The following is a 19,155-nucleotide window of genomic DNA, read 5'->3' as shown; positions in this document are numbered from 1 at the left end:
ATTCACACCATTTAAGGATTATATTTCATTTCATTCACCTAGCAAGTTTAACTACTATAGATGCATCGAATAGTTTTTGCACCACGACGATACGAGCCTAAGTACTGAGGCTTGCTGCTTCTAAGCGACGTTAAATGCGCGGTGCAAATCACAATACGCAATACTCAATACTCAATACGCAAATAGTAAGTGCATAAAATATAAAGAGGTGCCCTATGGATTTTTCACATAATGACAAAACAAAAGCCTTGCTAGAAAAGCTAGATGACTTTATTGCTGAGCATATAGCCCCAATCGAAAATGAAGTTTACGACTTTCACCATAAAGAGAATAACCACGGCGATTGGAAAAGCTGGAAGCTACACCCGGGAACTGAAGCACTTAAAGCCAAAGCACGCGAAGCGGGCTTAGCAAATTTGTTTCTGCCCGATGCAGAGCTAGGCCAAGGCCTTACCACACTTGAATATGCGCCAATGGCTGAGCGCATGGGTAAATACTTGTTTGCCCCTGAAATATTCAACTGTAATGCGCCAGACACCGGCAACATGGAAGTGCTTTATCACTTCGGCAACGATGCACAAAAAGAAAAGTGGCTAAAACCCTTACTGGCTGGCGAGATTCGTTCAGTGTTTGGCATGACTGAACCTGATGTTGCGTCATCTGACGCTACCAACATGGCTGCAACCATCATTGAAGACGGTGACGACGTAGTTATTAACGGCAAGAAGTGGTGGTCGACAGGCTTAGGGCATCCTAACGCAGCCTTCACAATATTCATGGGTTTATCGAACCCCGACAACGACAAGCACAGCCGCCACAGTATGGTAATAGTGCCGCTAGACACGCCAGGAATTACCATAAAGCGTATGCTAGATGCCTACGGCGATTACGATGCGCCATACGGCCACGGCGAAATGCACTTTGATAATGTGCGCGTAAGTAAAAACAACATTATTATGGGTTTAGGCAAAGGGTTCGCGATAGCACAAGGTCGCTTAGGCCCTGGCCGTATTCACCACTGCATGCGCGCTATCGGCATGGCGGAAAAAGCACTAGAGCTTGCGCTTAAACGCGGTCACGAGCGGGTTGCTTTTGGTAAACCCATCATTCGCCTAGGAGGTAACCTAGAGCGTGTTGCTGATGCTCGCATGGCAATAGAGCAAGCGCGTTTGCTTACCCTTCACGCGGCGTGGAAGATAGATAACCTTGGCGTGAAACACGCTATGACAGAGATCTCAGCCATTAAAGTGGTAGTGCCAAACATGCTACAGAGCGTAGTGGATATGGCATTACAAATTCACGGTGGCGCAGGTATGTGTAGCGATTTCCCACTCGCCCGTTTTGCAGCTGGTGCAAGAGCCCTTCGCCTAGCTGACGGCCCTGACGAAGTGCATAAAGGCATGGTGTCTCGCCTAGAGCTTAAAAAGTATCAGTAATAAAAAGCCATAAAAAAATGCCGCTTCTTGTTATAAGAAGCGGCATTTTGTTTAGCTTAGCTTAATTTTGGCTTAGTAAGTATAACGTGCCTGTACGTACCACATACCACCGTTGAAACCAAACGGGCTAGACTCAGAGTAAAGCTGGCCTAGGCTTCCTGCGCTTGGGTTTTCTTCTGGGTATTCGTCGAACAAGTTGTTCACACCAATAACAAGGTCTAGGTTTTCGCTATAAGAGTACTTGGCTTCTACGTCTATCAAGATAGCTGCATCAATACCATCTACACCGTTACCCGTGTCGTCCCAACCACCGTAGTAGTTAGCGCGAACTAGAGTGCGAAGTGCGCCTTGGGTGTGTGTCCATGAAATATTACCGCGAAGGTTTGGCAGTAAGTCTTCAATTGCAGCAACACGGCCTTCGCCAATTGGGTTAAGCGTACCTACATCGTCCACTTCGGTTTCGTTGTAGTTCGCCGCTAGCGTAATACGTGAATTACCTTCCCATAAATCGAAGCTGTAGTTACCTACAATGTCGATACCGCGTGTAGTGGTGTCGAAGCTGTTCGAGAAGAAGCGGAACTGTGATAGGTCGTCTAGACCGATAAAGTCTGAACGGTCGATAATGCCCGACGCATCAAGCTCGGTAAGCGCTTCAGATACGGTTGCGTAGTCTGTACCACCACCAGCAAAGTTAAGCGCATCTAGGAAGTTAACGTTAGCACCTAGTGCAACTCGGTTTTCCATTTCGATGTTGTAGAAATCGATGGTCCAGCTCATGTCTGCCACATCAATTGACGCACCAAATGAGAAGTTAACCGCTTCCTCTGGCCCTAAGTCTGGGCGACCATTACCTTGGCTTTCAATAAAGTCAGCCGCTAGCTGGCCTGCCGCTGATGACAATGGCAGTGTACCTTGGTCAATTAGCACGCCATTTACGTTTTGCGTGGTAACGTTAGTAATGCTTGCTTGCCCCGCTGTTGGCGCGTGGAAGCCAGTTGAGTATGCACCGCGTAAACGAAAGTCATCAGTTACGTGGAAAATACCCGCTAGTTTAAAGTCGGTAGTATCACCAAACTCACTGAAGTCTTCACGACGTACCGCTGCTTGCAGGGTTAGTTGATCGGTAACGTCAGCTTCTAAATCCACGTAAACCGCGGTACTGTCTTGCGATGCGCTGGTATCGCGCGGGAAACCACCAAAACCGTTAGAGCTAGACGAGAAACCTTGGCTAGCTAGTGGGCCTAAGGCGTAAGACGCTTCATCACCGGCAAACAAATCAAATTCTTCTTTACGGTATTCTGCACCAAACGCAACGTTTAAGTCAGACGCCAAGCCTACATCTACACCGTACACAAAGTTAAGGTTAACTAGGGTTTCGGTTTGCTCTTGGCCGCCAGGCACAAAGTCACGTGGTGTATCAGGGCCTAATGAAGCGTTGATGGTGTTTTTAATGAAGAAGTCAGTACGGTTAGATCCGCGCTGGGCACTGAAGTCATAGCCTAAACCGTTACCAATTTCTAAGTCACCACGCACACCTACAGTAAACGCCATGTCTTCGTTGTCGCCACCAAAGCGAGGTACAAAACCTGTTGGGATAGTTTCAATGAACGAGAAACAGTTATCGTCAGCCTGCACTTGTGATAGGAATGTAGGATCTGGGAATACATTACCTTCACCGCCAATTGGAATACCGTCGATACAGCTTCCACCTACGCCAACACCATCAAGGTCACCCACAAGCACTGAGTGTGCGCCGTCTGGGTCGGCTAAACCTGTTAGTGGGTCAACCAAAGGGCCTGCGTATACACCGCCGCGCTGGCTACCTTCCGTTACCGGGTTACGGTAGAAGAAACCACCGGTAACTGTACGCTTGCCGTAGTTACCAAATAAGTAAAGCTCAGCTTTGTCGTTTAGCTCGTACGCTGAGTTAATAAAAACTTTATAGTCGTCTTCTACGTCTGGCTGGCCCCAATACTGCGGTACTTCATTGGTATAGGTATTGATAGTAGAAAAATCTGACTGGGTTAAGTAACCCGCATCAACCATACCTTGTACGTCGTTGCGCACTACTGAGCGTACGGTACCTTCAACATCACGAATTTCACCTGTGATATTTACAAAGCCGTCTGCACCTAGCGAGAAGCCAGCGTTAGCTGAAATAGTGTAGTTGTCGCCATCGCCTTCATAGGTAGAGCCGTAGTTTGCACGGAACTCAAAACCTTCATCGTCGTCGCGAAGCAAGAAGTTAAGTACCCCTGCGATAGCGTCTGAACCGTATTGCGACGATGCACCGTCACGTAGTACTTCTACTTGTTTTAGCGCTAGCGATGGGATTGCTGAAATATCCACACCCTGTGCGCCGTCAGAAATACCACCGCCCAAGAAAGAGATAATAGAGCCGCGGTGACGGCGTTTACCGTTTACCAACACCAATACGTTATCTGGCGAGAGGCCGCGCATGTTAGCCGGGCGCACAATGGTAGCCGCATCACTGATTGGCTGTGTGTTTACATCAAACGACGGTACGTTAGTACGCAGCATGTCTTGCACGTCACTTGATGAATTTTGACGGAATTCATCACCGGTAATTACGTCTACTGGAACAGGTGAATCGGCCGCAGAGCGGTTACTCATACGCGTACCAGTTACAATGATATTTTCAACATCTTCTGCTTTTTCTTCTGCTTCTTGCGCAAACGTAGGCGCTGACATCGCCGCAAAAAACGGTAATGAACTAGCAATAATGGCTGAGGTTATTCGATTAAGTTTTTTCCCCTTAGGGAAGTTACCTTGATCCACTGTGTTTCTCCTTCAAGACTTGTTGTTTTTTATATGGTTTTAATATTTTTATTATTGGCGTGAGCAATATTTATAAGTGGCTGCAGTAAAATTGTGTGACAGCCAAACTAATAAACACCGCATAATTAGAACAGAACAACTAAAAACCCTTACTGAAAGAGATAATTATCACTCATAAGGCGTGATTTATATTAGCCTTTAGGATAATGCTGCTATTGAGCATTTTAGAAGAATGGGGTTAACACCGGATTTAACGGTAGAACACGCTAAACGTAGAAGGATTAATGATTCTTAAGGTTTTGTAATTAGGGGAGTTATTAGACAAGCGGTAGCTAACCCTAAACGATTAGCTACCTTTGCCAATTAATAGCGCTTTAATTAAAAGCTATACGAAGCACTTAGCTGCGCGTTAATACCTGCGCCGTAGTAACCCACGGTATGTAGGCTGTTAATGTATTTCTTATCAAAGATATTGTTGATGTTCATGCGAACGGTTAGGTTTTCAGTAAACGCTTGTGATGCATACACATTACCCAAGAAGTACGCACCTTGTTCAACGTTGTAATCAACATTGCTTATCTCAGACTGCCAACGACCACCAAAGCCTACTTCTACCTCTGGTGCTTGCGGTACTGTGTACGCAAGCTGGAAGGTTACTACATCACGCGGTGCCCATAGGTTAGCATCGTTACCTTGCTCGTCTTCTACGTCGATAGCGGTATAAGACGCATTAACACGCAGTGCATCGGTTACCTGCCCCGCCACTTCAATTTCAAAGCCGTCAGACTCTACCGACACGCCTTCATAGTAATACTGTAGCGTTTCTGGGTTGGTGCCGGCGTAGGCAGCTAGGTTGTCTTGCTCTGCGGTAAAGTAAGCGAACGTTGTTAATAAACGGTCGTCGAACCACTGCGCTTTAACGCCCGTCTCAAAGTTTTGACCTTTTGTTGGGTCTAGGTACTGGCCGTTAATGTCGTACTGCTCTTGCGGCTGGTACACATCTGAATAACTTACATACGCGTTCACATCTTCTGTTACCGCGTAAGTAGCACCAACGTAAGGGCTGGCTTCGCTTTCTGAGTTATCGATAACCGCGCCTGCGTTTTGCCCCGTACGCTCAAAATCAATAGCATTGAAACCAGCAATAACATGCATTTCATCGGTAACGCTGAAACGTGCAGAACCGAAGTAACGGGTTAGGTTTTGCTCAATGTTTGAGTACTCGGCAGCAGCTAGCCAATCAGGCTCGGCAATAGCATCTAACGCATAAGGGAACGCAGGCGTTGGGCCATAGGCAGGAGTTGCAGCGTAATCAAATGCGTGAGCATAAGACACATCGTCGCTGGTAGCGTGACTTACACCAAAGTTAACTTCATGATTGCGACCAAACAGCTCGAAATCACCAAATACACGGCCTTCTACAAGATGAGAATCGCGCTCAGAGTCGTAACGACCCGGCCAACCAATAAGGCCTAAGCCCGTGTCTTTATCAATTGCGCCGTAGGCGTAAAACAGTTTGCTTTGATCTTCAAAGTCGCGGTAGTTATAGCTAAGCAGAAGCTGCCAATCGTTATCGAACACGTAATCTAGCTCTACAAACGCATTGGTAGTTTCGGTATCCCATTTCGTCCACTCTTGGGCCGTGGTATCGCTAATGTCCCACTCGGCTTGGGTGCCATCGGTATAGTTAAATACTAGCCCGCCCCAGGTGTTGCCGTCGGTATTAGCATCTTGATAAGACAAACCAAAGGTTACGGTAGCGTTGTCGGTTAACTGACCATCGATAACACCGTAAACAAAGCTGCGATCGTTCTCTAGGCCATCAAGGTGTGACTCTTTATCTTCAAGGCTTGCTACCACGCGGGCTGCCCAGCTGCCGTCTTCGGTCAGCAGCATTGAATAGTCGCCCTGTACGCGCTTAAAGTTGTACGAGCCAATGCTTGCACCAATTTCACCGCCCTCTTCATTGGTTGGGCGCTTGCGCACATAGTTAATGGTACCCGACGCGTTACCCACACCGGTTAGCAGGCCATTGGCACCACGAATAACTTCAATTTCTTCATAACCGTAAGCTTCAACAGAACCGGTAACAATGCCCCAGTCGTTCGGCAGGCCTACACCGTCAATTTGAGTGTTTTTAATTTCAAAACCACGAGCCGTGTAATTGGTACGGTTAGTTTCCCACTCTTCTACGTTAATACCCGGCGCTAGCTTAAGCGCATCATTGATATTAAACGCACCGAACGACTGCATTAGGTCTTCAGAAAGAATGCTAATAGACTGCGGCGTTTCGCTAATTTCCATGGTTAAGCCCGTTGCACCGCGGCTAACGCGGTTTTGACGAACGCCAACAATACGAATTTTTTCAACGTCTGCTTCTTTAACTTCTACCGTATCGCTTTGCGTAGTTTGCGCATTTACCGACAATGCAAACGCGATAGGCGTTAGTGCAAATAAACTGCTTAATTTCATGGTTTTCTCTGTTGTTGGTTTTGAAGGGTTGGTTTTTTTTCGAGCGGGAGTATAAAACAGCTTAAACTTAATTTAAATGATAATTGTTATTATTTACTAACCAAAGATTAGAGAAACTTTGTAACACTGGCTGTGCTAAGGGTAATGCGATAACCTGTACTTCAGATCAGGGAGGCATCGACGTTTTGACCAGCAGTACAAAAAACACCATTACGCATTACAGCGAAAAAGCGCAGCACTATTTCGATTTGTACAATTCAGTAGAAGCTGAGAATGTACATAGCGATTGGAAAGCATTCTTACAAAACGCCAACAAAGGCACGGCGCTAGACGTAGGCGCTGGCAGTGGCCGCGACGCCAACTGGTTAGCCGAGCAAGGATGGAAAGTAACAGCATCAGAACCTGCTGATGAGCTAAGAAACCTAGCCCAGGCCAATTCACATAACAGTGTTACATGGTGTAACGCCAGCCTACCCGCGCTTACCGCCCTACCCCAACAACCAAAAACATACGACCTAATACTGCTCTCAGCGGTATGGATGCACTTGCCTAAAGATGAAAGGCCACCCGCGTTAAAAAGGTTAGAAGAATTGCTTTCAGAAAATGGAAACATGTACATAAGCCTTCGTTTCGGCCCCAATGATGAAACAAGGCCCATGCACCCTGTTAGCTATGAGGAGTTGGCTACCTTGGCGAAAGATAATGGACTAACTGCACGTAATTTAAACCCTGTTCCGAGTCAGGATGGTTTAAAGCGAGATGATGTTAAATGGGTTACGGTTGAAGTGGTGAAGGGATAATGACTGCTACAAATTATTTGGTTACCGGAAGAAACCAGCAATACCTTCTACATGAAATTCGCAATGCCCTAAAAAACGCGACGAGTATAGAAATAGCAGTTTCGTTTATTCGTATGTCGGGCCTAAACCTTATCATTCAAGACATTGAAGATGCGATGAATTCGGAAGAGCGCGACGTAAAGTTGTCACTGCTGACTTCAGACTATATGAATATAACTGAACCACAAGCCTTAAAGCGTTTGATGTTGCTTAAGGAACGGGGCGCTGATATCCAAATCTTTGAAAGTAAGCAAGCCACCAGCTTTCATTTGAAGTCATATATTTTTGTCAAAAATAGTGGCGAAGCACTAACCTCAGCTAGAGCGTTCGTTGGCTCTAGCAACATCAGTAAAACGGCACTTACCGACGGTATAGAGTGGAACTATCGAATTGATTACCCAAATCATAACGACAAAGAAGCCATAGCCCGAATTGAAGAAATTCGAGAGCAGTACCACTACCTTTTCACATTACCCCAAGTTAAGCCACTAACTTATGACCTAATAGCTGATTACGAAATTAGGTACAACACAGCAAGAGTGGTTACACCAATTCAATCTGCTGCATCATTGCCAGATGAAAAAGAGCATGAAATTCCGGAGCCAAGAGAACACCAAGTAACAGCACTAGCAGCACTCAAGCAGGCCCGAGAAGAAGGGGTTATGAAAGGTTTAGTGGTACTAGCAACAGGTATGGGTAAAACCTACCTAGCGGCTTTTGATTCTGCGCAGGTAAATGCTAAAAAAGTACTTTTTGTAGCACATCGCGAAGAGATCTTACTTCAAGCAGAAGATAGCTTTCTTAAGATACACCCAAATAAAAAGGTTGGTCGATACAGCGGAAGGCAGAAGGATGAAGAATATGACTTTCTGTTTGCCTCCATCCAAACAATCGGACAGTCGTCTCATCTAGCTAAATTTCCTCCTGTTGCTTTCGATTATATTGTTGTAGACGAGTTTCATCATGCCGCAGCGGGTGGTTACCAACGTTTACTGCAGCATTTCACGCCGTCATTTTTGCTAGGTTTAACCGCAACACCGAACAGGACTGACGGTAGCGATATTCTCAAACTATGCGACAACAATCTTATTTACCAGCAAGACCTGTTTGATGGTGTTAAAGCAAATGCGTTGTGCCCTTTTTCTTATTTCGGTATTTTCGACAAGGAAGTAGACTACGAGCACCTGCCCTGGCGCAATGGTAAATTCGACCCTGAAAAGCTATCTAATAAATTAGCGACCAAAGGCCGTGCAAAACATGTTCTCACTGAGTGGAAAACTAAGTCGCAAGATGTATCACTGGCTTTTTGCGTCTCGCGCAAACACGCCGATTACATGGCAGATTACTTCAATCAACAAGGTGTCGCAGCAGCTAGTGTTCATTCGGACTCTTCACTTACGCGCAGCGAAGCCTTAGAAAAACTTAACGACGGTGAAATTAAAATATTATTTTCGGTAGACCTATTCAATGAAGGCGTCGATTTACCGAAGATAGATACCGTATTAATGCTTAGGCCTACTGAATCGAAAATACTTTTTCTACAGCAAATGGGCCGAGGCCTTCGTAAAAGCGAAGGAAAGGACAGGCTAATTATTTTAGATTTTGTGGGTAATCATCATAGCTTCTTAAATCGGCCCGAGATGTTATTAGCTAGCATTATAGATGGACCGCAAGGCCGTAAAAAAATGGTCGACCTAGCAAAAAATGCCAACAAGCTACTTCCAGCCGGTTGTTACGTTAACTTCGACTTAGAGTTTATCGATTTCCTTACGAGCCTCTCCGAAGACGAACTTGATATCCAATACGATAAGTTAAAAGAAACCTTAGGTAGAAGGCCTACTTATACAGAGTTCTATCAGTCGGGCGCGAGCTTAGAAAAGCTTAGACGAAACAGAGGATCATGGTGGGAGTTTGTAGATAGCAAAGGCGACCTTGAAGCTGGTGAACTAGAAGTGCTTGAAGAACATCTACAGTGGTTTAAAGACCTAGCTGTTACTCGTACTTCGAAGTGCTACAAGTTGGTATTACTTGCCACGTTGATTGAGCATAAAGCTTTTCAATCGCAGGTAAGTGTTGATGATTTAGCAGAGTGGGCACGACAGTGGTTTTTAGACAACCCAGAATGGATTTCAGACTTACCGGAAAGTAAACAGCAATTAGCGTCGTTAAGTAAATCAGAATGGCGTGCACATTGGCGCAGCAACCCAATCAAATTTTGGTGTACTGAAGAGCCTGAATCGAAGGTTTCGTGGTTTAGCATTAGTAATCAGCAATTTCATTTCAAGCAGAGTATCACAGCAATTCAACATGATTTGTTTTTAGCAATGACCGTTGAGGTTAATAACCAGCGCCTTGCCAAATACAGACATAAAAAGTTAGCTATAGCGGCCCCTTCTTCCAACAACATTGTTCAATTTCCCGAGAAAGTGCAGCTTCCCTTTTTCCCCGACATCAGAATAGCTTGCGGGCATTTCAAAACGGGCAATGCGGAGGCGTCCGAACTTGTAAATGCACCATATGGCTATGGAAATATAGACAACTCGCGACATTTCATCGCTCGTGCATCTGGTAACTCTATGAACGGCGGTAAGAACCCTATTTATGATGGTGACTACCTACTTTTAGAGCAAATCACTCCAAATAATGCTGGTAGTATTAGCAATACAACAGTAGCTATCGAAAGGCAGGATGAAACTGGCGACAATCAATACTTGCTAAGGAAAGTACTTAAAAATCCAGATGGCTCTTATACTCTGAGAGCAGCTAATTCAGATTATGATGATCTCATAGCAAGTGAAGAAATGGTGACCTTCGCGCGCCTAAAAGGAAAAGTCGACCCGCTTGAGCTTTTTGTAGGGCAAGAACTAATGCGCGAAGAGATCCCGCCGCTGTTCAACGAAGAGTTCAATCCTGGTAATTGGCAATCGGGGCATGTCGTACTCAAAGAAAAGAATGTTCAAATTTTGCTAGTTACCCTAAACAAACAAGGAAAAGGCAGCGAACATCAGTACCATGATTATTTTATTGACGATAAACATTTTCATTGGCAGTCGCAAAATAGCACTTCACCAAGTAACAAGCGAGGAAGAGAAATAGTTGAACACCAGAAATTAGGTAGCCGCGTTTACCTTTTCGTTCGAGAGAGCAAATTAAGAGGGAAAACAGCTTCACCTTTTATGTTCTATGGCGAGGTGAAATATATTAGTCATGAGAGTGAAAAGCCGATGAATGTAACTTGGGAGTTACTAGGTTGAGTTTTGAATAATTTAGATAAATGCATAGGTTCGCGGACTCATCATTTCAACTTTAAATTTTAAAGTGCTTTAAAACAAGGACTGTACATGGAAATACTTTTCGTAATGGCGATATCTCTTTGCCCCTTCGCGTTAGTGATACTTTTCGCCGTTTGCTACAACAAGATTACAGATAAAAAATCACGTATACCTTTTGACTATGCACGTACCGCACGAATCCCAGCCTTTACATTGTTGCAGCAGCATAGAGATGCAACGTTAGACATGCTGGTATATTCACTACTATCAACTTTATATTTCCAACTTCCTTTTTCACTGCCAACCATTGCAGACTTGCTAGGTTTCGTGGACGTGTCGAAAAATTGGTTAATTTATGTCACTATTTTTTTTGCAGCTGCTATTTATTCACTATTTAAAGCAATAAAGGCCTTCAATAAAATTAGAATCACTAGATTAGGAATAGAGGCCGAGTGGGCAGTATCATTTGCTTTGTCGAAAATAACAGATAGTAGAGTACGTATATTTCACGATGTGCAGGCACCTAATTTTAATATTGACCATGTACTAACGTTTCCTGGAGGTGTACTAGCTATCGAGACTAAAGGAAGGCGGAAACCAAACGTAAAAAATTCTAAGAGTTCACACAAATTAACTGTAGAAGGCGACAAAATTCAGTTCCCTCATTACACAGACACGTCGACGGTTGAGCAAGCGAAGCGACAAGCAGATTGGCTTAGTAAGCAGTTAACTCAAAGTACCGGTATGAGTGTGGAGGCCAGCCCCGTGGTTGTTATTCCTGGCTGGTTCATAGAATATAAACAAAAGCCTATCATTCCGATTATGAACCATAATTCATTAACTAAACACTATGCTTTGTCTAAAAAAACTATACTAGACAACTCATCGCTAGATCGTATTAACCATCAGCTAGAAGCTCTCACTCTACGAGGAACAGATCTATTTTGATGTGTGCCTGGCTCTTAAAGATGTAAAGAGCATGAACCTACGACCTTTGCCTCCGGAGCCTGATTTTGGGGTATTTCTCGGTAAACAACCATGAACAAGGGTGCATCAAAAAGAACACTATAACATTGATTTATATAGATTAAACACATTCATAGTTTGTTCATACTTGTTCATGTAAACTCACCCAAAATCACTCACTTTGCTACATATTTGCTACATATTTTTCCTATGGCAATCAAGAAAAAGATAACGAACAGCAGCATTAATGCACTTAAACCCGAAGATAAAAGGCTAAATGACTCAGAGGTTTCAGGCTTTCATGCGCGTATCTCTCCAAAAGGTAGGGTGACCTACTATTTGTATTATCGCCACAATGGAAGACAGCAGAATGTTAAGCTGGGTACACACCCAGAAATCACACCCGCACAAGCGCGAGATGCCGCAAAGATGGCTAGCGCTTCAATTGTGCAAGGTGTTGACCCACACGAAAATAAAAAAGAGCTAAAAGCACAAGAAAAGCTAGCAAGGCTCACCACACTTCAAGCTTTCATCGATTTGGAGTTTGAAAAGTGGTACACCGCGCAATATCCACGAACGGGGGAGCGTGAGCTAAAAAACTTAAGAGTCAACTTCCCTACTCTGCTGCCAATGCAATTGCGTGATATTAATGCTTCTTTGCTAGAAAAGTTACGAACTGAAATGCTTAACCAAAAGAAAAGCAACGCGACCATTAATAGGCGATTTACCACTTTAAAATCTGTATTGAGCAGGGCTGTTGAATGGGAAGTTATACCTAGCCATGATTTAAAAAAGTTAAAGCCATTAATTGAAGACAATAGCCGTATTCGTTATTTGAGTTTTGACGAAGAAGAACGCCTAAGAAAAGCATTAACAGCAAGAGACTTTAGAATAAAGCGTGAACGAGAAAGCGGCAACAAACATAGAGCCGAACGGGGCTACGCGCTTCTACCTAACTTAAGTGCACGAACATTTGCGGACTACCTGGAGCCGTTGGTGATACTGGCAATGAATACCGGAATGAGAAGGGGTGAACTATTTTCGCTTAGATGGCAAAACGTGAACTTAGAGCGAGGTTTTCTAACGATTGAAGCGGCAAATGCTAAAAGCGGAAAAGCTCGGCACATCCCCCTTAATGAAAAAGCTAAGTCAGCACTAACAAACTGGAGAAATGACTGTGAAAGCCTACTGTGGGTTTTTGAGGGTAAGCCAGACCAACCCCTTAAAGATATAACGAAAGCTTGGTCTACAGTCTTAGAGGAAGCGAAAATAAAAGATTTTCGTTTCCATGATCTACGCCATCATTTTGCAAGCAAGCTTGTAATGGCTGGTGTAGATTTAAATACAACTCGTGAGTTGCTTGGTCATGGTTCTTTAGATATGACGCTCAGGTACTCTCACTTAGCACCTGAGCATAAGGCAAAAGCAGTAAGCTTAATATGATTAAGCGCTTATATATTTGTTAGCGTCTTGAATCAGCGCTTTAACTATTTCAGTATTCAATTCATTTTTGATTTTTTGATCTTCAACATTTTTTGTCATCTGTATTCCCATTGCCATATTTTGAGAGATTAATAGCTTTTTGTGATATTCGGACGCTTTATTGATACTCTCTTTGAAAACCTTAAATATGGTCAAAGCGATAAACTCAGCTAAGACACCCGATACAGCGGTAATGTAGGCCGACTCGGTCTTTCCAAAAAACATTAATACAATCCCAATGGCGAGTAAACTGAAGCCAAGAAAGCACATTGTAGATGCAGATATAAATGACTTTGAAGACTGAGCCAATGACTCCTGATAGTAAGCACTCAACTGTTTGAAATTTCTTTCCAGAATTCTCAAGTTAAAATCTTTTTCGACAAGGTTATCTACTTTTTGATCCGCTTCACTTAATAGTGACTCCGCTTTTTGTTCCTTAGCTTTGTAGGCCCTGACCGCAGTCACCATTGTTGCCAAGAAAAATCCAAAAACAGCACCATAAAAAAGAAACATAATGCTCAACGCAAGATAAGTAGCCATTTCCCCAACTATGGCATCCAAGATATTTTCAGGCCAGACTAAGGCAAAAAGATAGATATTGAGACCTATGAAAAATAACGATGCACCGCTCCCCATATAACGTGCGTAAGATGGTCCAGCCTTTTCGCTATTAAGTTTGCTACTTGTTTTCTCCGCATTGCTATTTGCTTTTTCAACTTCTTCAGTTTTTTCAGCAGCGGTCAATAGCTTATTATCTTGTGCGCTCGCATCTGAGTTCGGTTGGCCATCTGCACCTTCCTTTGGTGTACTCACATTGCTCATTCAAAATTCCTAAAAAGCGTTTTAACTAGCTATAAAATTACTACTTTTCATGAACTTATGTCAAATTACGGTGCTATTTTTTTCTTGCAAGCGCATATTTATTCAAAGCTTTCTTAAATGGAATTGAACCTCTTACATCATCATCAGGGTCACCGTAGAACGCTCCTGCAGTCCCAAATGGAGCCTCCTTACTTAGGCGAATTGTTTGAGTTGCGCCTCGCTCGAATTCGTCGTACTCCTTAGATCCTTCACAATAAGGATTACTGGAATACTTACCCGACCTTTGTCCCTCTCTGTATGCTTTACTAACAAACTCCATTTGAACCTCTGCGTACTGTATTGTTTATAAATAAGTTTCCGTGAACTAGATTGAAAACCTGATTTAAAACAATAGTAACGAGCCAAATATAAACAGAACATGAACAAGGTAATTTTTGCGCCAGTAAATATTCAGCCAATAAAATACAGTGAGGCGGCGCTTCAATAGAAAAGCTACGACTCTTTATCTATTGAAAACATGACTTTAAATGCAGCGGGGGATAACTCAGCAATTTCATAAAGTTCGTCAGCTTTTTTTACATGAATATCGACTGGCTTCATATCCTTACCGAATTGAACCATATAAAAATAGTAGCTTTCACTATTGTCGAGCGATACCTTCTTTTCATTTTCAGAAAGAAAAAATCTATAACCGCCTTTACCCAAGCCCTTTGAAATTCCTAGCGACTTAACCTCGATTTGACGGTTACTTCCATCAGCCTCGAACGACAAGAAATCGTAGCCATTTGCAGGTTTCTTTGTTTTATCTTTTATTTTGTTTGCCAAGTCTTCACGGCCTAAACCGCGTAACCTATTTTTTTCCCAGTCGAGAGCGAAATCCTCACTTATTTTTCCTAGCTCATTTCTAACTTGCTGAAGCTCATCAAAGTCAACTTCTTTGTCAGTGTCCTTACGCGGCTTAGAGAGAAGAGAGCTAGCATCTGTATACAAATTTTCACGAATGTACTTCATGTAGAGGAACGACATGAATTTTGGATTACTCCAATCCGCTGTAAGGGGATTAGCACTTTTATGCTTCAAAAATAAATGCTGATATTCGCTAATTGGAAGCCCCTTTTTTAGTCCCATTTCTACGGCAAGTTGTTCGATGTGCTCCTCGCTACATATGTTTATGTATTGCTCTGGAAAATAAAGACTTATCACCTTTGCTTTGAACATTTGGGATAGAGCATTTTTATCAACTTCCTTGTATCTTTCGGCTTTGGCATCCTTGATTAGCTTTATTAGGGCACTTTTGACACTTAGAAAGGCTTCTTTGTGGTTTGAACCAAATTTCTTCGCGAATCTATACTTCTTTGATTCATCCGGTTTCATTTTCCCATAATAAACACCAAACTTTATTGACGTTGAGCCCTGAATTGTTGCCCACGCCTTAGTCTTTGCCTCAACGTAATTGCAGAATGAAGCCGTACCTCTTCCTGTAACATAATCCTCAATTTTTAGATCTTTTATGGAATTAATTGGAAATTTATTGAGAAAATCACCTCGACTCGCTAGCGCTTTTGCTTCCTTATTTTCGTCATAAATTCGTTCAAAATGCGATATGTCTTTCTTTAATGATTCCGTGACATTCATTAGATATTCCTTTTATCAAGAGGTTTATTTCGTACAAAAAGCAGTGTTAACCTCAATAGTCTTGTTGAATTTCATTTGCTCTAACATTACTCCTAACACCATGCTTTTAAAACATTTATTACTCTCCGCATCACACTTACTGTATTGAATATGCTTTAATACAAAAAAATATAACCAAAGCATATTATGGATAATAAAGTTTATTACAGATTGGGTGAGCTAGAGTTCCATCACCGTATCACAAGGGACGAACTCAGATATCATGTTGAACAAAACTCTTTAAAGTTATCGTTTTTGTTCAAAGAGAAGCAATTCATCATTGGCACAGCTAATAATTCTGCATTTGAATTGATTGGTCATGGCAAGTTGAGTGGGGTGTTTTCAGCTTCTAACGAGCACTCAGCAGTGCTTTTCACAAAGACTAAGATTAAAACTAAAACGCTCGAAATTAGGAAGCTAAACTCTGGTACGTACTCGCACAACTACCCGTTTGCAATTAAAGCGCCCAATAGCGAAGTTTCCAAATATTCACCCAAAAAGTTAGAAGACCTCAAAGACAAAACGTATCTGGTTAAAAATTATCCTAGGTTACAACCATCAAGCGCAGCAGTCGGAGTAGCGTTTTTCGATATGCTTAAGTCTTTTGGTGACGGCAACGATGAAATTGAAAATCCGTTTTCAAAGAAACTCGAACAGGGAAATGCTCAAGAACTCTATTGTGACGAATTTACGCTTAACTTTTCCGATGCTTGCATACTTCACGATGATTTGGTTGCGCTTAACCTAATAGGCTTAAACAAGCCGTATAAACCGCATTCTGAAAGGTTTAAGGTCGAAAAAGTTGAACCAAAGGTTAAACCTAATAGGCTTAATGAAGAAAAATTAACTGACTATTATTCGAGAGGGTCTAAAACCAAGCGTATTGTTTCTAACCTAATAGGCTACGCTCCAAATAAAAGTGCATCAGAATTGTGGCTCATTCTAAGAAAAGCAGTAAGCGATGATGCCTTAACTGACCTAATAGACCCTGAGAGCGATATATTGGAAGTTACTCGAGACAAGATCTTGTGGAATGTCCCAGATGAGGCACATTCGAGTCAGAAACAAGTTATCAGACGCACATTCAACAACGTTGTAACAGAACTAAAAAAAGATTTGTCACGAAAACCATCACGTGATTAGTCGTGACAAATAAGTTCGTTCCTGAAGTTAGATTTAATTACTACAGGAACCGTCATGATGATAGATATAACACCACGACTACTATCTGAAAAAGAAGCCTCTCAGTATATCTGCATGAGCCGTTCTTTCTTGCGACAGGCAAGAATGGACGGTAATCGCGAAAATCGCACACCAGCCCCACCTTTTATCAAAATTGGCCGAGCTGTTCGTTATCTTCGAGAAGACCTTGATGCTTGGCTAGAAAGCTTCGTGCGACGCACCCACCTTTATCAGGATGAAGGTGTAGCGTAATGAAGAAACTATCAATACACCAAATCGAATTGCTCACCTTCTTCTATAACGGCGGAATTGTTGAGTTTTGTACCAGCGTGAGCCCCAAGTTAGGGGATTATCACTTCCCTGCCGAAAAGCCGATAAAGTTTTCTAAGACGGTATTCTTTTCGTTAGTTCGTATCGGGTTATTAAAAGAAACCAAAGAGGAAATGGAGTTTGGCATTCGTTGGAGCAATTTCTCGATTTCTAAAAAGGGAATGAAGCTGCACAACGAACTGGAGGGTCGTGATGAAAACGCATAAAGAAACTCCAATCGCTCGTTCTCTTGACGAGCTGGATAAAATTAATGGTGATTTTTACCGCTCCATATCAAAAGAAGATCGACTGTTTGTAAAAGAACGTATTTCGCATTTTAATGAAGTTATCCAGCAAATACTTATCAACCAATATCAGACCTTTGATAAGCCGTATAACGCTAATAGCTATTTGCGTGAAAAAACTGAAACACTTAATGCACTCATTCCAGAAAAGCTTATTCGTTATTTTAACGCGGGTGAATATGAACTAAGAGAACTTTCAGATGAGTGTTCGAAGCGCTGCGAACGTTTTGCGCTTTACACCTATCCGCTAGAAAACCGTAACGTAACGGGTCAAAAACCCGTTAACGGGAATATGGCGCTTTATAACGAATGCGCGCAGTTCGTTAACGGGTACGGCATCAACCCTCCAGAACTAAACAAATCCGTTAACGTTAACGGTGCAATCAAAAGAATGCAGGACAAATACTGGTGGCTTCGGAAGTTACGAAAAGTGCTACGCCGTACAGAAGAAAAAGTGCTAATTCACCTAGGGCAGGTACACAGTCGAAAAGGAAAGTACTGTAGTGATAACACAGTAAAACATCGTTTAATTCAAAAAGAGCTGCAAAGGCAGATGCTCGAAAATATCGCTATCGTTAACGAAAATAATGAGTCGTTTTCGCTTGCTGAATTGTCAGATAAAAATGTATCTAACCCCGTTAATCGTAAAAATGAACTTATGACACGTATGGCTGGTTATGAAGAAATAGCTAAGGAACTTAACCACAAAGCCTTGTTTGTGACGATTACATGCCCTTCTCGCTTTCATAATACATACGCTAAGTCTGGTGATAGAAACCCCAAATGGGATGGCTCAACACCTTATGAAGCGCAGCAATATTTAAATGATATGTGGGCGCTTGTGCGCGCTGATTTAAACCGTAAGGACATTAAGCTATACGGCTTCCGCATTGCTGAACCACAGCATGACGGAACACCTCATTGGCACATGCTTATTTTCTTAGAGCAACACCAATCGAACGAGCTTAAAGCCGTTATCGAACACTACGCGTTAAGAGAAGACGGCGATGAAGCAGGCGCTATAGAAAACCGTTGTGACTTTAAAGATATTGATTATTCAAGAGGCAGTGCAACGGGCTACATTGCTAAATATGTAAGCAAAAACGTTAATGGTGCAAACCTAGATAGTGATATTGACGGCGGCAATGCTGTTGAAGCGGCGCAGCGTGTTGAAGCATGGGCTAGTTGTTGGGGAATACGTCAGTTTCAACAATTAGGTGCAGGGGCTGTTACTGTATGGCGTGAACTAAGAAGACTTAGAGCGCTTTGCAACGAAACTAAACTCTTCTCTGATATTTTCGAAGCAGCGGATAAAGGCAAGTGGGCAGACTTTGTAAAACTTATGGGGGGCGTATTCTGTAAGCGCAACGATCAAGCCATTCGCCCTCTGTACAAAGAAAAGCTCGATACAGAAACAGGCGAACTTAAACAAAGCTATTTTGACGGAGTGGTTTCAATTTCTCTTCGAGGAATAAAGCTAGGCGAAAAAGAAGTGATTACTAGAATTCACGAATGGCGATTAGAAAAGCGTGGCACTAGAGCCGCATAGCGGCTCAGATGCTTTTACTTGGAGTTCTGTAAATAAGTGTACTAGTAA

Annotated in this window: 13 protein-coding genes; 9 read left to right on the top strand and 4 right to left on the bottom strand. The window is 42.8% G+C overall.

Annotated features, from left to right (window positions below):
• Positions 1-215: 215 nt before the first annotated feature.
• Positions 216-1,436: an acyl-CoA dehydrogenase family protein gene (locus IW644_RS10430; protein WP_269917545.1), complete on the top strand. Its 1,221-nt coding sequence runs from the start codon at positions 216-218 to the stop codon at positions 1,434-1,436.
• A gap of 72 nt (positions 1,437-1,508) precedes the next feature.
• Here IW644_RS10430 and IW644_RS10425 read toward each other — a convergent pair whose 3' ends face one another.
• Positions 1,509-4,235, bottom strand: a complete 2,727-nt coding sequence (locus IW644_RS10425; protein WP_269917544.1) for a TonB-dependent receptor plug domain-containing protein — start codon at positions 4,233-4,235, stop codon at positions 1,509-1,511.
• 378 nt (positions 4,236-4,613) lie between these two features.
• Positions 4,614-6,707 (bottom strand): TonB-dependent siderophore receptor, encoded by a 2,094-nt coding sequence (locus tag IW644_RS10420; protein ID WP_269917543.1) that lies wholly within the window; start codon positions 6,705-6,707, stop codon positions 4,614-4,616.
• Positions 6,708-6,892: 185 nt separating this feature from the next.
• Here IW644_RS10420 and IW644_RS10415 point away from each other — a divergent pair, with 185 nt between their 5' ends.
• From IW644_RS10415 to IW644_RS10400, 4 genes are all read left to right on the top strand, one after another.
• Positions 6,893-7,507 carry a class I SAM-dependent methyltransferase gene (locus IW644_RS10415; protein ID WP_269917542.1) on the top strand — a complete coding sequence of 205 codons (615 nt, stop codon included), beginning with the start codon at positions 6,893-6,895 and terminating at the stop codon, positions 7,505-7,507.
• The gene (locus tag IW644_RS10410; RefSeq protein WP_269917541.1) at positions 7,507-10,800 is read left to right on the top strand and encodes a DUF3427 domain-containing protein; all 3,294 of its coding nucleotides are present in this window, start codon (positions 7,507-7,509) and stop codon (positions 10,798-10,800) included. The genes IW644_RS10415 and IW644_RS10410 overlap by 1 nt, the downstream gene beginning before the upstream one ends.
• An 87-nt stretch (positions 10,801-10,887) precedes the next feature.
• Positions 10,888-11,766 (top strand): nuclease-related domain-containing protein, encoded by an 879-nt coding sequence (locus tag IW644_RS10405; RefSeq protein ID WP_269917540.1) that lies wholly within the window; start codon positions 10,888-10,890, stop codon positions 11,764-11,766.
• Between the two features lie 228 nt (positions 11,767-11,994).
• Complete coding sequence (locus IW644_RS10400; RefSeq protein WP_269917539.1) at positions 11,995-13,227, top strand: tyrosine-type recombinase/integrase; 1,233 nt, start codon at positions 11,995-11,997, stop codon at positions 13,225-13,227.
• Here the strand turns inward: IW644_RS10400 and IW644_RS10395 are convergent, their stop codons facing one another.
• Positions 13,228-14,088 carry a TRADD-N-associated membrane domain-containing protein gene (locus IW644_RS10395; RefSeq protein ID WP_269917538.1) on the bottom strand — a complete coding sequence of 287 codons (861 nt, stop codon included), beginning with the start codon at positions 14,086-14,088 and terminating at the stop codon, positions 13,228-13,230. It lies immediately after the preceding gene.
• Between the two features lie 492 nt (positions 14,089-14,580).
• Positions 14,581-15,723: a DUF3883 domain-containing protein gene (locus IW644_RS10390; protein ID WP_269917537.1), complete on the bottom strand. Its 1,143-nt coding sequence runs from the start codon at positions 15,721-15,723 to the stop codon at positions 14,581-14,583.
• 186 nt (positions 15,724-15,909) lie between these two features.
• Here IW644_RS10390 and IW644_RS10385 point away from each other — a divergent pair, with 186 nt between their 5' ends.
• Genes IW644_RS10385 through IW644_RS10370 form a run of 4 tightly spaced genes read left to right on the top strand, consistent with a single transcriptional unit; the run spans position 15,910 to position 19,107 of the window.
• The gene (locus tag IW644_RS10385; RefSeq protein ID WP_269917536.1) at positions 15,910-16,905 is read left to right on the top strand and encodes a hypothetical protein; all 996 of its coding nucleotides are present in this window, start codon (positions 15,910-15,912) and stop codon (positions 16,903-16,905) included.
• Between the two features lie 54 nt (positions 16,906-16,959).
• Entirely contained in the window at positions 16,960-17,196 is a 237-nt protein-coding gene (locus IW644_RS10380; protein WP_269917535.1) for a helix-turn-helix transcriptional regulator, read from the top strand.
• On the top strand, positions 17,196-17,480 hold the full coding sequence (locus IW644_RS10375; RefSeq protein WP_159579920.1) for a hypothetical protein: 285 nt from the start codon (positions 17,196-17,198) through the stop codon (positions 17,478-17,480). The genes IW644_RS10380 and IW644_RS10375 overlap by 1 nt, the downstream gene beginning before the upstream one ends.
• Positions 17,467-19,107 (top strand): replication endonuclease, encoded by a 1,641-nt coding sequence (locus IW644_RS10370; protein ID WP_269917534.1) that lies wholly within the window; start codon positions 17,467-17,469, stop codon positions 19,105-19,107. Before IW644_RS10375 ends, IW644_RS10370 begins: the two co-directional genes overlap by 14 nt.
• Positions 19,108-19,155 lie beyond the last annotated feature (48 nt).

The sequence above is a fragment of the Alteromonas sp. PRIM-21 genome (assembly GCF_027563165.1).
GTDB classification, from domain to species: Bacteria; Pseudomonadota; Gammaproteobacteria; order Enterobacterales; family Alteromonadaceae; genus Alteromonas; species Alteromonas macleodii_A.
The sequence above is the reverse complement of the archived record's forward strand: the minus strand, read 5'-3'. Positions and strand labels throughout refer to the sequence as shown.

Excerpts from the sequence above, each read along its gene's own strand:
- IW644_RS10410 (WP_269917541.1), top strand. The coding sequence starts at position 7,507 with ATGACTGCTACAAATTATTTGGTTACCGGAAGAAACCAGCAATACCTT.
- IW644_RS10395 (WP_269917538.1), bottom strand. The coding sequence starts at position 14,088 with ATGAGCAATGTGAGTACACCAAAGGAAGGTGCAGATGGCCAACCGAAC.
- IW644_RS10380 (WP_269917535.1), top strand. The coding sequence starts at position 16,960 with ATGATGATAGATATAACACCACGACTACTATCTGAAAAAGAAGCCTCT.
- IW644_RS10390 (WP_269917537.1), bottom strand. The coding sequence starts at position 15,723 with ATGAATGTCACGGAATCATTAAAGAAAGACATATCGCATTTTGAACGA.
- IW644_RS10375 (WP_159579920.1), top strand. The coding sequence starts at position 17,196 with ATGAAGAAACTATCAATACACCAAATCGAATTGCTCACCTTCTTCTAT.
- IW644_RS10420 (WP_269917543.1), bottom strand. The coding sequence starts at position 6,707 with ATGAAATTAAGCAGTTTATTTGCACTAACGCCTATCGCGTTTGCATTG.
- IW644_RS10430 (WP_269917545.1), top strand. The coding sequence starts at position 216 with ATGGATTTTTCACATAATGACAAAACAAAAGCCTTGCTAGAAAAGCTA.
- IW644_RS10405 (WP_269917540.1), top strand. The coding sequence starts at position 10,888 with ATGGAAATACTTTTCGTAATGGCGATATCTCTTTGCCCCTTCGCGTTA.
- IW644_RS10385 (WP_269917536.1), top strand. The coding sequence starts at position 15,910 with ATGGATAATAAAGTTTATTACAGATTGGGTGAGCTAGAGTTCCATCAC.
- IW644_RS10400 (WP_269917539.1), top strand. The coding sequence starts at position 11,995 with ATGGCAATCAAGAAAAAGATAACGAACAGCAGCATTAATGCACTTAAA.
- IW644_RS10370 (WP_269917534.1), top strand. The coding sequence starts at position 17,467 with ATGAAAACGCATAAAGAAACTCCAATCGCTCGTTCTCTTGACGAGCTG.